Annotated in this window: 13 protein-coding genes; 6 read left to right on the forward strand and 7 right to left on the reverse strand. The window is 56.4% G+C overall.

Going from position 1 to position 13,908, the window contains the following annotated elements; translation table 11 throughout:
* Nucleotides 1-72: 72 nt before the first annotated feature.
* On the forward strand, nucleotides 73-717 hold the full coding sequence (locus IFT84_RS06690) for a DUF47 domain-containing protein (RefSeq protein ID WP_192117886.1): 645 nt from the start codon (nucleotides 73-75) through the stop codon (nucleotides 715-717).
* Entirely contained in the window at nucleotides 717-1,721 is a 1,005-nt protein-coding gene (locus IFT84_RS06695; RefSeq protein ID WP_192117887.1) for an inorganic phosphate transporter, read from the forward strand. Before IFT84_RS06690 ends, IFT84_RS06695 begins: the two co-directional genes overlap by 1 nt.
* Before the next feature lie 36 nt (nucleotides 1,722-1,757).
* Here the strand turns inward: IFT84_RS06695 and IFT84_RS06700 are convergent, their stop codons facing one another.
* From IFT84_RS06700 to IFT84_RS06710, 3 genes are all read right to left on the reverse strand, one after another.
* Nucleotides 1,758-2,339, reverse strand: coding sequence for an NADPH-dependent FMN reductase (locus tag IFT84_RS06700; protein ID WP_192117888.1), 582 nt, complete (start codon nucleotides 2,337-2,339; stop codon nucleotides 1,758-1,760).
* A 78-nt stretch (nucleotides 2,340-2,417) separates the two neighbouring features.
* A complete protein-coding gene (locus IFT84_RS06705; protein ID WP_192117889.1) occupies nucleotides 2,418-3,872 on the reverse strand; it encodes a hypothetical protein in 1,455 nt (484 codons plus the stop codon).
* Nucleotides 3,873-3,940: 68 nt separating this feature from the next.
* Nucleotides 3,941-7,264: a DEAD/DEAH box helicase gene (locus IFT84_RS06710; protein ID WP_192117890.1), complete on the reverse strand. Its 3,324-nt coding sequence runs from the start codon at nucleotides 7,262-7,264 to the stop codon at nucleotides 3,941-3,943.
* 192 nt (nucleotides 7,265-7,456) lie between these two features.
* Between IFT84_RS06710 and IFT84_RS06715 the strand changes: the two genes are divergently transcribed.
* From IFT84_RS06715 to IFT84_RS06725, 3 genes are all read left to right on the forward strand, one after another.
* Nucleotides 7,457-7,708 carry a hypothetical protein gene (locus IFT84_RS06715; RefSeq protein WP_192117891.1) on the forward strand — a complete coding sequence of 84 codons (252 nt, stop codon included), beginning with the start codon at nucleotides 7,457-7,459 and terminating at the stop codon, nucleotides 7,706-7,708.
* 121 nt (nucleotides 7,709-7,829) lie between these two features.
* Nucleotides 7,830-9,143, forward strand: coding sequence for an MFS transporter (locus IFT84_RS06720; protein WP_192117892.1), 1,314 nt, complete (start codon nucleotides 7,830-7,832; stop codon nucleotides 9,141-9,143).
* A gap of 105 nt (nucleotides 9,144-9,248) precedes the next feature.
* Nucleotides 9,249-9,452 carry a hypothetical protein gene (locus IFT84_RS06725; protein ID WP_192117893.1) on the forward strand — a complete coding sequence of 68 codons (204 nt, stop codon included), beginning with the start codon at nucleotides 9,249-9,251 and terminating at the stop codon, nucleotides 9,450-9,452.
* Nucleotides 9,453-9,520: 68 nt separating this feature from the next.
* Here IFT84_RS06725 and IFT84_RS06730 read toward each other — a convergent pair whose 3' ends face one another.
* From IFT84_RS06730 to IFT84_RS06745, 4 genes are all read right to left on the reverse strand, one after another.
* The gene (locus IFT84_RS06730; protein ID WP_192117894.1) at nucleotides 9,521-10,279 is read right to left on the reverse strand and encodes an ATP-binding cassette domain-containing protein; all 759 of its coding nucleotides are present in this window, start codon (nucleotides 10,277-10,279) and stop codon (nucleotides 9,521-9,523) included.
* On the reverse strand, nucleotides 10,276-11,235 hold the full coding sequence (locus IFT84_RS06735; protein WP_192117895.1) for an iron chelate uptake ABC transporter family permease subunit: 960 nt from the start codon (nucleotides 11,233-11,235) through the stop codon (nucleotides 10,276-10,278). Before IFT84_RS06735 ends, IFT84_RS06730 begins: the two co-directional genes overlap by 4 nt.
* Nucleotides 11,228-12,181: an ABC transporter permease gene (locus tag IFT84_RS06740; RefSeq protein WP_192117896.1), complete on the reverse strand. Its 954-nt coding sequence runs from the start codon at nucleotides 12,179-12,181 to the stop codon at nucleotides 11,228-11,230. The genes IFT84_RS06735 and IFT84_RS06740 overlap by 8 nt, the downstream gene beginning before the upstream one ends.
* 61 nt (nucleotides 12,182-12,242) lie before the next feature.
* Entirely contained in the window at nucleotides 12,243-13,172 is a 930-nt protein-coding gene (locus IFT84_RS06745) for a siderophore ABC transporter substrate-binding protein (protein WP_192117897.1), read from the reverse strand.
* 253 nt (nucleotides 13,173-13,425) lie between these two features.
* Between IFT84_RS06745 and IFT84_RS06750 the strand changes: the two genes are divergently transcribed.
* Entirely contained in the window at nucleotides 13,426-13,740 is a 315-nt protein-coding gene (locus IFT84_RS06750; protein WP_192117898.1) for a FecR/PupR family sigma factor regulator, read from the forward strand.
* The last annotated feature ends 168 nt before the right edge of the window (nucleotides 13,741-13,908 follow it).

The following is a 13,908-nucleotide window of genomic DNA, read 5'->3' on the forward strand; positions in this document are numbered from 1 at the left end:
CAGCGTTTTCGCTATCCAATGGTTTGTGACTGTTTTATGACAGCCCCGTCATCAGTCTCAAGGAAATACACCATGTTAGGTTGGTTCAAGGCGCTCATGCCGCGCGAAGACAGGTTTTTCGATCTGTTTGCCCAGCATTCGCGCACGGTTGTTGGTGCTGCCGATGCCCTGAAAGCCCTGCTTTCCGGCGACGGCAATATGGAGGCACATTGCAACCGCGTGGTGGCGCTGGAGCATGAAGCCGACGATATTACCCGCGATGTGCTGCTGGCCACCCGCCGCAGCTTTATCACACCGTTTGACCGGGGCGATATCAAGGACCTCATTCAGTCGATGGACGACGCCATCGACATGATGCACAAAACGGTCAAAACCATCCGGCTGTTTGAGCAGAAGACCTTTGACCCGCGTATGCAGGAAATGGGTGCTGTGATTGTGGAGGCAGCGGCACTGATTGCCGAGGCCATACCGCTTCTCAACCGCGTCGGCACGCATTCGATGCGGCTGAACAGCATTGCCGAAGAGGTAATGCGCGTGGAAGGCCGCGCCGATGAGCTGCACGATCAGGGCCTAAAGGACCTGTTCCAGCGGCACGGCTCTACCAATCCCATGGCCTATATGATCGGCGCGGAAATCTACGGCCAGCTTGAAAAAGTTGTTGACCGGTTCGAGGACGTGGCCAACGAGATCAGCGGCATTGTGATCGAGAACGTTTGATGGATGCCACGCTCGCGTTTCCGCTGCTGCTGGCGCTGATTGGCATCGCGCTGCTCTTCGACTTTCTGAACGGCCTGCATGATGCGGCCAACTCTATCGCCACGATTGTCTCAACCCGCGTATTGCGCCCGCAGTTTGCGGTGATGTGGGCGGCGTTCTTCAACTTTATCGCGTTCCTGTTTTTCGGCCTGCATGTGGCCGAGACCTTGGGAACGGGCATTATCAACCCGGATATCATCAGCCCTGCCGTGATTTTTTCGGCTCTGATGGGCGCGATCATCTGGAACGTGGTGACGTGGATTTTTGGCATTCCCTCCAGTTCATCCCACGCGCTTGTGGGCGGGCTTGTAGGGGCGGGACTGGCCAAAACCGGCTTGGATGCCGTGGTACTATCAGGCCTTTTGAAAACGGCCAGTGCCATTTTCCTGTCGCCGATGATCGGCTTCTTACTCGCGCTGCTGCTGGTTCTCCTCGTCTCCTGGGCATTCGTGCGCCAGACGCCGTTCGCAGTGGACCGCACGTTTCGCGTGATGCAGTTCATTTCTGCGTCGCTCTACTCGCTCGGTCACGGCGGAAACGATGCGCAGAAGACCATGGGCATCATTGCCGTTCTGCTCTACTCGCAAGGGTATCTCGGCGGTGAATTCTACGTGCCGTTCTGGGTGGTGATTTCCTGCCAGGCCGCCATGGCGATGGGAACGCTGTTCGGTGGCTGGCGCATTGTCCACACCATGGGGTCCAAGATCACCCGGCTGAACCCGATGCAAGGTTTCTGCGCGGAAACAGGCGGCGCGATTACCCTGTTTGCCGCCACATGGCTTGGCATTCCCGTATCCACCACCCACACCATTACCGGAGCAATTGTTGGTGTCGGTGCAGCCCGGCGAGTTTCTGCCGTGCGCTGGGGGCTTGCAGGCAATATCGTGATCGCGTGGATCGTGACCCTACCGGCGGCAGCGCTGATTTCAGCCTTGACATTCTGGCTGTGCAGCTTGTTTGCCTGACGAAAAGCCCGGATGCGACATCCGGGCTTTGTCATTTCAGGAGTGTGCGTCTGGCTGGGCCTTCGTCTTCGGCTCCGACGTCTGATCGATCCACTTGGCAAAGCGATCGACGAAACGGTTAAGAAAGTCCTTGGTGGATTGATCGACGATGTTGTTATCGGCGTCGAACAATTCAGGTTTGTACACGAAGTAGACCTCAGGCTGGGCCATATGCACGGTATCGACCACTGTCAGCAGACCGCGCAGCGCGTTTTGGCCGGATGCTGCACCGGTGGCACCGGGGCTGGTGCCGATAACGGCGGATGGCTTGGTGGCCCAGGAGTTTTTGCCATAGGGACGTGTGCCCCAGTCAATGGCGTTTTTAATGGCTGGCGAAAATGAGCGGTTATATTCCGGTGTGACGAACAGAACGGCGTCTGCGGCTTCGACCTCTTGCTTGAGACGAGTGACGGACTCCGGCGTGTTTTCCCACAGATCTTCATTGTAGAGCGGCAAGTCGCCAATATCGACAAACTGGAATGTGAGCCGCTCACCGGCCAGCTTGCCAATGCTTTCAGCGAATTTGCGATTGATAGAATCGCGGCGAAGTGAGCCGACGAGAACTGCAACAGTTGTCATGACCAAACCTTTTTGAATCGTCCAATCAGGATAGGGCCGAGAGCCGCGACTGCAAGAGATTTTGTCGCGAACTGCCGCTTATTTGAGAAAATCCATCGTCTGCCCATTAATGGTTACAGACTTGTTTTCGTCCATCGTCACATGCCACATCTGGCGTCCATCGGGCGCTTGCTTGGCGAACCCTTTGGCCATCATCAGGCCAAACGATGCCTGCCCGAATTCCGGCACGTCCTTGGTGTTGCGCTGAAGATAAGCCAATGTTTCATCAATGTTGCGCGCGTAGACGGTGAAATCCATCGTCTGTCGATCCGGATTTTTAATATTGATGATCGACGAGCCGGTGGCGCTGAAATCATAGACGGCGGAACGAATGGACATGTCGTCATAGGTGACCTTCACGGTGTCTTCCGGAATGAAAATCCGGCTCATGGCTTCAAACTGCTGCGGTGTCCACGTCTCCGTGCCGTTCAGCCCGCCATGATCCAGAAAATAATGGATGCCATCTGTGGCGTTGATGCCGGACACACTGAATTTGAAGGCGGCAGCCTCTGGAATAGCATCGCGATAGGCCGCTGGCACCAGTTCGGTCGGGGCGAAGGGTTTGTCCACGATAAAGCCAAGCGCGAAACCGGCATCGCGGCTAAGCCCCGTCATATCCAGCGCATACTGAATACCGGCGGCCCCAAAATCGCCGATGGGAGACTGCACCTTGATATCGTTGATTGCAACATTCTCCGACAGCCGATCAATGATCGGCAGCGAGGACTTGATCAGCGTGACGAGTTCCTTCTTGGCACTGTCGCCAAGCGTTTGCTCGTCCTTGTAATTCAAAACGAAGGCAATGAGTTCGCGAATGGAACGGTGCGCAACGCCATCCATCCCGACATCCACATCCAGCTTGGCAAAGGACACATCACCGCGATTGCCGCTGGCATCCTGCCCACGTTGCTCCCAGCCTAGCCCGCTCGCCTTGGAAACAATATCAACCTTGTTCCCATCACGCTTGACCGCCGACAGGGTGGACGACATGGCCGCAAGGTTGACGGACATATCGTCCTTGTCGGTCCTGATCGAAACGTTCACGTCCTTGGCAATCGTGTCGGCGGATTTGAACAGAAACAGTTCGGGATCGTAAATCCCGTCCAGATTTAGATTGCCTGCCTTGTAGGTAAACTGGCTGACGTCCTCGCCGCTTTTGGCTGTGCCGGACATGGAGAAGCTCTGGTTCTGCGTCACGCGCCACAGCCCGTCGCGCAATGGCTCAGCCAGCGAAATCAGAGGCTTCAGTCCCTCGATTGTAAAGGTCTTGGCGTCGACCCCCTTTAGCAGACTGGCGAGGTCAAGCTGAATTTCATAGGCGCTGCCTTCGGGCCGAACCTTGACGAGCGCAGCCTTGTCAATCGAATCAGGCAGAAAATCGGTCAGGCTTTTTTGCAGCGCCTGCGCGCCCTGAACGGTGATTTCAGCCTGTTGTGCGGCCGCAGTTGAGGCCAAAGCCAGAGCCAGACCAGCGGACAAGGACAGAGTGCGCATTGAATTCTCCCATAATATTGAGGGAGTTGAACAAAGATACGCTGCCAATGTCAATGCCGCCGTCTCATTCACATGGTCTTGCGAATGGTTGCCAGCAGGTCGCGGGTCAGCTTCAGGCGTTCCGGCGCGCTCTTGGTTTCCTTTGCATAAATCAGCCGGTCATCCTTGTTGCGCAGGCCTTCGTGGCGCAACAGATCGGTCCATTGCTTTTGTTTCAGCGGACGGCGGAAGTCGATGGCAATGGCGACAGGTCCTGCATCGATGCGCGAGACATGCGTGCGCGCAGCGGCGAGTTTTACCCGCATCACATCCAGAAGCATGACGACATCCTCCGGCATCTCGCCGAAGCGATCTTCGATTTCTTCGGCAAAGGCGTCGATTTCGCTGTTGGTGGTCAGGCGTTGCAGCCGCGCATAGAGGTTCAGCCGAACGGTCGCTTCCGGCACATAGTCCACTGGAAACGCACCGTTCAAACCGAGATTGATTTGCGGAACGGCAGCATTGTCGTCCGTTTCGCCCCGCGCCACCGATACTGCCCGCGCCAGCAGGCGCTGATAGAGGCTGACGCCAATAACCTTCATGTGCCCCGCCTGCTCTTCGCCGACCAGATCGCCCGCGCCGCGCAAATCGAGATCGCGCCCGCTGATGGCAAGGCCGGAGCCCAGACGGTCAAACGCAACCAGCGTTGACAGCCGGGAGCGTGTATCTTCAGCCAGCGTTTCGCCAGCTTCGGTCAGCAGATAGGTAACGCCCTGTGCACGACCACGGCCAACGCGCCCCCGCAACTGGTGCAACTGCGCCAGCCCGAACCGATCCGCCCGCCACACAAACATGGTGTTGGCACGGGGTACATCCAGCCCGCTTTCGATGATATTGGTGGACAGCAAAATATCCCCATTACCATCGGCAAAGTCGACCATGGTTTCATCCATGGCCTTCGCATCCTGCTCGCCGTGGGCGATGCGCACGGACAGCTCCGGCACAAGCTTTTTCAACTTGTCCTCGAGGCCCGCAATGTCTGCGATTTGCGGCACGACGATAAAGCTTTGCCCACCACGACGCCGCTCCCGCATCAGCGCGATACGCATCGCTGCACCATCAAACTCGGTGAGGAATGTGCGCACCGGACGGCGACGGGCCGGAGGGCTGGCCAGAATGCTGACATCCTGAACACCCACCATGGCCGATTGCAGGGTGCGCGGAATCGGTGTCGCGCTCATGGTCAATGTATGCAAGCCAGGCGCCAGATTGGCCATTTGGCTTTTCAGTTTCGTGCCGAAGCGGTGCTCCTCGTCCACGATCAACAAGGCAACATCGGAAAACTCCACATCCTTGGCCATAACGGCCTGTGTGGCGACAACGATGTGAACCTCACCGGATTTCAGGCCCTCTTTGACAGCCTTTGCCTCAGCGGTCGAGACAACGCGCGACAGCATTTTGACCGTGATGCCGCTGTCGATGAAGCGGCGCTCGAAGCTTTCAAAATGCTGGCGCACCAGCACCGTGGTTGGTGCCAGCATGATCACCTGCCTGCCAGACAGGGCAACAGCGGCGGCGGCGCGCAGGGCGATTTCGGTTTTGCCGAAGCCGACGTCCCCGCAAATCAGCCGGTTCATGGCGCGCCCGGATGCCAGATCATCCAGCACGGCCTGAATGGCGTGGGCCTGATCCGGCGTCTCCGGGTAGGGAAAACGGGCAGCAAGGCGGGCATAACGTGCGCGGGACGGCACAATGGGCGGCACCTGCATATCTTCACGCGCCTGCGCCATGGAAATGAGATGCGCGGCAGCACTGTCGATATCGCGGCTGACCGCTGCGCGGCGCTTGTCCCAGGCATCGGTGTTGAGCCGATCAAGCGAAATTGCCTCTTCCTGCGCGCCATAGCGCCAAATGCAGCCAAATTCTTCTACCGGCACCAGAATGGACGCGCCGCCATGGTACTCCAGCCGCACCGTATCGCGCTGCACGCCATCGACCTCGACCTGCTCAAGAGCGCGCAGGATTCCAACGCCGTAATCTTCGTGGATAACAACATCTCCAGTGCGCAATTCTGGCTCTGCCAGCAGCAGGGCCACATTTGCTGTGGTTGTCTCCGCGTTTTGTGCACCGAACACATCTGCAGCGGCAATTACCGTCAAGTCGCGGCTTTCATCGATAAAGCCGCTTTCGATATTCCAGTCGGCCTGTGCGAACGTGCCGAGGGTCGCCACCAGTGCCTCATCCAGCGTGCTAATAGTCGCAACGCCTTGTTCGGTAACCCGCTCCAGTCGCTTGACCATGCGGCGACGGCCCTTGGTATCCCCGGCGATGATCACACGACGTTGCGCTTCCTGTTGTTTCACCGCAAAATCGGAAAACGCCTTGAGTGGGTTTCCAGACAGAATGAAGGCAGGCAGGGCGTCTACGCCGCTGGCCTCAAGGGTTGAGACCTTGTGCTCCGCTAAGGTCTCAAGAAATTCCGCGTGGGTCAGGTAAAGGGAGCTGTTGCTTAGAGCACTGGCTTTGCCAAAATCCCGCTGTGCCTGCCGCGCCTCGATGATAACCGACTCGAGCACAGCCAACCTTTCTTCCATGCCTTCGGTTACAATGACGGATGCATCCGGCAGATAGGAAAACAATGTCGGCAAAGACCCGTATCGCGCCAGAAGAAGCGCCTCCATGCTCTGGCCATCGGCTTGCGCATCCGCCTCCTCAAAGGGAATCAATTCGGTGGCGGGCCCGATGACAATCTCGTCCAGATCATCCTCGGTGCGTTGCGTCAGCGCGTTGTAGAGGCGTAATTCAGAAATGACACTATTGTCATCCAGCACAAGGCGAACGGGCTTGGCCGCATCGGCAGGAAATATATCGATGACATCGCCCAGACAGGCAACCTCTCCGGCTTCATCGACGCGATCGTCCATCACGTAACCGGCGCGCAGTACGAAGGTTTCAAACGCGTCCCGGTCCAGCGTTTCGCCGGTGCACAGGCGCAGAGTTACGGCGGCCTCAGCGGGGGGCAGGCGCTGAATGGCGGCTTCCAGCGAGGCAACAACAAGCCGGGTGCCGGTTCTCTTCTGTGTGAGCCGGTGCAAAAACGCCATGCGCCGCCCCATGCTTTCGCGCGACGGCGCGACGCGGTCGTAAGGTAGACAGTCCCAAGGCGGCAGCACGAGAACCTCCACCTCGGGAGCAAACACGCGGACCGCCTGCGCAATTTCCTCGGCTGCAATTTCCGAATCGACCAACGCCAGTGCGCAGTCTCGGCTGTCTTCGGTCAGCGACAGAACAAGCCGTTGCGCCAAGGCGGAGGTCGGGAGATCGGACATGGAGTGGATATGGGATTCATCGGTTGCCGATGGGGATGCTGAAGGCGGTGCGGAAGGCTGGTCGGTCTGTTCTGCGGCGCGCAAGCGGAATGCTCCTGTGACGACTGTTTATGCAAGATTCGAAAGTAAAAGCCGCTTTGCTCTTACGGAAAATGCTTTAGAATTGGCTCAATAACCGTATATCCTCTCAAAAGTTCCCGGTGTTTGCAGCGGGAGTTTCAGGAACAAATTGAGCGCTCCAGCGTTGTATAGGCTTAATTCAACAGGAGAATTTCCATGGCTGAAGATACGAAATCGCTGACTGCAGGCTTTACCGGCGCCATTAACGAGGAAAAGGCACGCCTGACCGAAAAGGCGAAGGATGCTGTCAACGTTGTGAAGGGTGAAGCCTCCAATGTTGTTGATGCCGCCCGCGAAAATCCTACAGCGACATCCGGCCTGCTGGTTGCAGCAGGTGCCATCGGCTTCATTCTCGGCTATGCTCTGTCGCGTTCGACAGCCCCACGTCATCGCTCATTCTGGAGCTAATCCGTGAAACCCGCTTCGGCGGGTTTTCTTTTACCTTAGTTATGCTCACATTGAGCCTATATACAAAACCGCGAAGCTGGTTATAAATACTGCCAGTTGATGTTGTTTTGAAAGAACGCTCATGACCGTAACGATTGATGCCACACTGGACCGCGCTGGCACTGGCCCGTTTCAAAAACGCCTTCTGGGAATCTTCGGTCTGGTCTGGGCAGCCGATGCCATGCAGGTGCTGGCTGTTGGCTTTACTGCCGCGTCCATCGCCGCCACGTTTGGTTTGACAGTGCCGCAGGCCTTGCAGACCGGAACCCTGTTTTTCCTTGGCATGCTGATCGGAGCCTATGCATTCGGCAAATTGGCGGACAGGTACGGTCGGCGCCGCGTTCTTCTGGTTACGGTGGCATGCGATGCAATTTTTGGTCTTCTTTCAGTCTTTTCGCCGAATTTCGTAATTCTTCTTGCTCTGCGGTTTCTGACCGGCGTTGCCGTTGGCGGCACCCTGCCCGTTGACTACGCGATGATGGCGGAGTTTCTGCCCGCAAAAAACCGAGGCCGGTGGCTGGTCTTGCTGGAAGGTTTTTGGGCGGTGGGCACGGTTATTGTGGCCGTGACGGCATGGGTTGTGAGTTCGCTCGGACTGGTGGACGGGTGGCGCTGGATTTTTGCAGTCACTGCACTTCCAGCGCTGATTGGGATCTGGCTGCGCCTCTGGGTGCCGGAATCCCCAATGTATCTGGTGAAGACTGGAAAGGCGGCGGAGGCCAAAACGGTGCTGAACCAGATACTGGAGACCAACGGAAAGGCGCCGCTCGGTGCGGCGGAAACCGTATTTCTGCCTGCTGCTGAAGGCTCGCAGAGCCTTTTGTCCCCATCCCTACGGCGCAGAACGCTGTTGATCCTGTCGGTGTGGTTCCTTGTTTCCGTATCCTACTACGGGGTGTTCACGTGGATGCCCGCCCGCCTGGCGGGTGAAGGCTTCGGCTTCGTACGGGGCTATGGCTTCCTCGTGCTTGTCGCGCTTGCGCAGATACCTGGATACGCGCTTGCGGCCTATGGCGTGGAAAAATGGGGAAGACGCCCGACCTTGATCGGCTTTCTCCTCTTGAGTGCTGCGGGCTGCGTTTTGTTTACGCTGGCTTCCGGCTCGGCAGCCCTCATTGCCGCCTCCATTCTCCTCATGAGCTTTGCGCTGCTCGGCACCTGGGGCGCGCTGTATGCCTTTACGCCGGAACTGTTTCCGACAGCCCTGCGCGGCACCGGCATGGGCTCGGCTGGGGCCATGGCGCGCCTTGGCGGATTGCTGGCGCCGAGCGCGGTGGCGCTGCTGGTTGCGCAAAGCTTTACCGCCGCGATTGGCCTGTTTGCTGCCCTGCTGATTGTGGGTGCTGTCGCCGCTGTGTTCATCGATTCCGAGACACGGCAGACCGCGCTGACATAAAAAATCGCCTACATTCAAAATATTTAATATATGACTATTGACATCAGGTGACTTTTCAAAACGCTGCTCTGCTCTATCTCCCTTTTACAATCAGGAGGGAGATAAATGCCAGATACGTACGTGCCTCGGCAGAAACCAAAACAACAGCGCGGCGCGCCCTGCACCGTGGAACACTTTGCAGCAAAATACAATCTTGATGCGGACGAAGCGGCTCGACTCTATGCCCGCTTCGGGCCGTCGGAAATGGAACTTGATATATTGATGGCGGCGAAGGGCAAGACACCACAGCCGCAAAATCACGCGCGGTGAAGCGGCCTAGCCGCGATACAGAGAGCGCCGATCTGATACCGTCAGATCGGAAATGCTCTAACGTCGCTTCAAAGGTAGTAGGAAACCAGTCGCTGTCCCGCTGTTTCATGTATTTGAAACGCGGTTTCATAAATGTCTTCCAGCGTGTGGGCCTGAATGATGTCATCAGGTGATCCCTGAAGAAAGACTTTACCGTTCTTCATCGCGACAATATGGTCGGAATAGGCTGCGGCAAAATTAATGTCATGCAGGACGACCACGACGGTCTTGCCGAGCTCGCTCGAGGCCCGCTTCAATAGTTTCATCATGGTGACAGCGTGCTTCATGTCGAGATTGTTCAACGGCTCGTCGAATAAGACATAATCCGTATCCTGACACAGCACCATGGCCACAAAGGCGCGCTGACGCTGCCCGCCGGACAACTCATCCAGAAATCGGTCGGACAGCGGAGTCAGATTCAGATAGTCGAGCGCCTGATTGATATGCCGGGCATCGTCACTGTTCATCCGTCCTTTTGAATAGGGATACCGCCCGAAGGCAACCAGATCGCGTACCGTCAGGCGTGTGGTCAGATGATTGTCCTGCTTTAGAATGGAAAGCCGCCGTGCCAGCACGTCACCCTTTGTCGTTGCAACGTCCAGTCCGTCGACCAGAATCTGCCCCCTATCCAGTGGCATCAGTCGGCTGATCATTGAGAGCAACGTCGACTTGCCTGCACCATTCGGCCCGATGATGGATGTCAGCCCGCGCGCGGGCAGATGGATCGAAACTCCATTCACCACGCAGGTTTCACCATAGTTTTTGCTGACTGCGCGGACATCGATCACCGGGCGGCTCCCCTCATGAGCAAAACGATAAAGAACAGACCACCTGCAAACTCAATGACAACGCTCAGCGCTGTATCGAGTGCGAACACCCGTTCTAGCACCAATTGCCCGCCGACAAGGCAGATGACGGACAGAAGAAATGCCGCCGGCAGTACGACCCGGTGCCTGCCCGTGGGCAACAGCTGGTATGCCAGATTTGACACCAGAAGCCCAAAAAACGTTACCGGCCCGACCAGCGCAGCCGAAACGGACACCAGTACAGAAATAACGACCAGAATGAGAGTTGTGGTTTTCCTGTAATCCACGCCGAGATTAATGGCCATATCGCGCCCCAACGCCAGCACATCAAAGGTGTGGAATGCGCGTGCTGCGGCCAAACTCGACGCAATAATGGCAAGAATGGATATGCCCAGAAGTGTGCTATCGATTGTATTGAAACTCGCGAAGAAACGGTCCTGCAGCACGACGAAATCATTGGGATCGATGATCCGTTGCAACACCCCGGAAAGACTTCGGAACAGCAGTCCGAAGATGATACCGACCAACATCAACACATGCAGGCTTCGCACTGCGCCAGAGAAAAGCCAGCGATACAGCAGGCACGAAAACAGTACCATAACACCCACTTCCAGAAGGAATGTCAGCCGTCCGTCCGCCTGCGACACGCCCGCCGCCCCGATTGAGAACACCAGAACCGTCTGGATCAGAATGTACAGTGCATCAAACCCCATAATGGAGGGGGTCAAGATACGATTGCCGCTAATGGTTTGAAACAGCACGGTGGAGACGGAAATGGCGTAGGCGACAAGCACCAAAGACACGAGCTTTGTTCCACGGAAAGTCAGGACGAATTCCCAACTGCCCTTAGCGCCAATGACCATAAAGCCGATGGAGGCACACAGAGCCAAAACGGTGAGCGTGGTCAGGATAAACCGTGATGAACGCTGCTTACGCATGCGCGTTTTTCCGCAAGAGAATATAGAGGAAGAACACGCTGCCAAAAACGCCCAGAATCGCACTCACCGGAATTTCGTAGGGGAAGATCAGCAAGCGGCCAAGGATATCGCAGACCAGCACGAGGCCCGCACCACTGAGAGCGATCCAGGGAAGCGAGCGGCGCATATTATCGCCCAGGGTCATGCTGACAACATTGGGCACGATTAGGCCGAGAAAGGGCACGACGCCCACTGTTACCACGATACAGGCGGTGACCATGGAGACGATCACCAACCCGACCAGCACCACGCGCTTGTAATTCAGACCGAGATTGGTGGTAAAGGTCTCCCCCATACCGGCAACCGTGAACCGATCGGCAGCGATGTAGGCCGCGATCGTCAGCGCCAGCGATAGCCACAACAATTCGTATCGGCCACGCAGAACGGCTGAAAAATCACCAACGGTCCATGCACCGAGCGATTGCAACAGATCGTACCGGTACGCGAAGAACGTTGTCACCGCGCTGATGACACCGCCGAGCATGATGCCGACCAGCGGGACAATTAGAGCCGAACGCAGCGGGATGCGCTGGAGAATGGCCAGGAATAATGCCGTTCCCATAAGCGCAAAAAGGGTTGCGAAGGCCATCTTGCCCAAAACTGATAGGCCGGGGGCGAAAACCAGAACCATCAGAATTCCAAGCGTTGCAGACTCAACCGTACCGGCTGTTGAGGGCTCGACGAACTTGTTGCGCGCCAGCATCTGCATAATGGTTCCGGACACCGCCATCCCCGCCCCGGCCAACAGCAAGGCAAGGGTGCGCGGAACGCGGCTTGCGAGCAGGATCAGATGTTCGTTTGCAGCGGCGTTGCCGATAAGGACACCCATCGACATATCGCCCACACCGATCAACAGACTGAGGAACGCCAGTGCGATGACGACGACAAGAGACAGCAGAAATTTCAATACAAAGCCCGGTCTTTAGGAGACGAGGCCATGTTCATGCATGGCCTCCAGCTCGCTCGATTCAGCTCTTGCTCAGAGCCTGGTTCAACTGGTCGATGCTCTTCTGCATCGAGGTGATGCCACCGGCTACGAGATACCATGCCACCGGATCGAGGTACACGACCTGATTGCTCTTCCAGGCGGTTGTCTTGGCAACGATTTCATTATCAAGGAAAGCCTTGGCTGCCGTTCCGTCCTGACCGATGGCCGCATCCCGATCTATCACGTATAGCCAGTCAGGATTCTCCTTCAAAACATACTCGAACGTGACGGCCTGGCCATGACTGCCCACCTTGATCGTCTCGTCCGCAGGCACGACGCCAAGGTCGCTGAACAAAACATTAAACCGCGAGCCGGGGCCATAGGTGCTCATCTTACCGCCGGTGGTCAGAACCAACAGCCCCGTTCCAGCCTTGGACGCCTTATCCTTCACGGTAGCGGCGGACCTTTTCAGTTTCTCCAGCAAGGGCTCGGCTACACTTTCCTTGCCGAAAATCTTCGCCAGAGTGCGGATGTTCTGTTCAGCCGTTTCGAGATACGGCATTGAACCGATTGTCAAATCAATGGTCGGTGCAATTTTGGAGAGGTCCGCGTATTTGGGAGCAGATCGGCCGCCAATAATAATAAGGTCAGGTTCCGCTGCGTTGACGACCTCATAGTCCGGCTCAAAGAACGTGCCGACCTTGATATATTTCTGATCCTCATAAGATTTGAGGTAATCCGGCTTGTTACCGGTTGGCACACCCGCAACCTCAACACCCAAAGCGTTCAGCGTATCCAACACTCCAAGATCGAATGTCAGCACTTTAACAGGGCGCTTATCAAGCTTGGTTTCGCCCTGCGCGTGCTTGATCACCATGCTCTCAGCATTTGCACTTAATGCCGATCCACCAAACACGGCACCAGCAACCAGGAGCGCCTGGGCGAGACGCCCCACAAATTGTGACATCATCAGTCAATCCCCGTTTCATCGACATCTATGTCGCGAACTATAAACACGATACTTTCGTTCATATATTAGATACTTTGAAATATACCTGTCAACCTGAAGCTGAAAACCCCTGATGATTGCGGACTGCGACAGCCGGTCGCAACTCAACCGTGGACGATCCCCTATATTTAGCGTGAGTCATATAGAATATTCATTCGGTACGGTGTAACATCGGCACTTATTTAAAATAATAGATTTTCACATTCGGATTTATATGCTGCACCAGGATTCCGACGTTCGCCGTCAGGCAATTGACTGGCTTTTTATTTTGAGCGGACCTTCGACGAAAGCCGCCGATCTGGAAGAGTTCGAACGATGGTGTTCACACCATCCATCCCATGCGGCTGCCTATAAGGAGGTCAAAAGCCTTTTGGGAGACAGCCTCCTGGTGAGCCAGCCACGCCTGACACCCAGCATGCTCGCAAAGGAAGAGCGGTGCAACCGGATTGCAATGACGGCGCTGATCGTTGCTCTTCTGGGCTGTCTCGCCATCGTGCTGGAGATTCCGGTGGCCATCAACACGCCCTGAAGCTCATACCGTTACGAATTCCATCGCTGGTTCAGGTTGAGCGTTCCCCTCTTGTTTCCCCGGACAAAGTATGTTTCAAGAGCGAATGCATCTTGCTACACCTGTCTGGCAGCTGGACGCTGCGTTCCATCGCGGTTTTGATGTGGACAAGTTACAGGGCAACCATTC

The sequence above is a fragment of the Rhizobium sp. CFBP 8762 genome (assembly GCF_014841565.1).
Lineage (GTDB): Bacteria > Pseudomonadota > Alphaproteobacteria > Rhizobiales > Rhizobiaceae > CFBP-8762.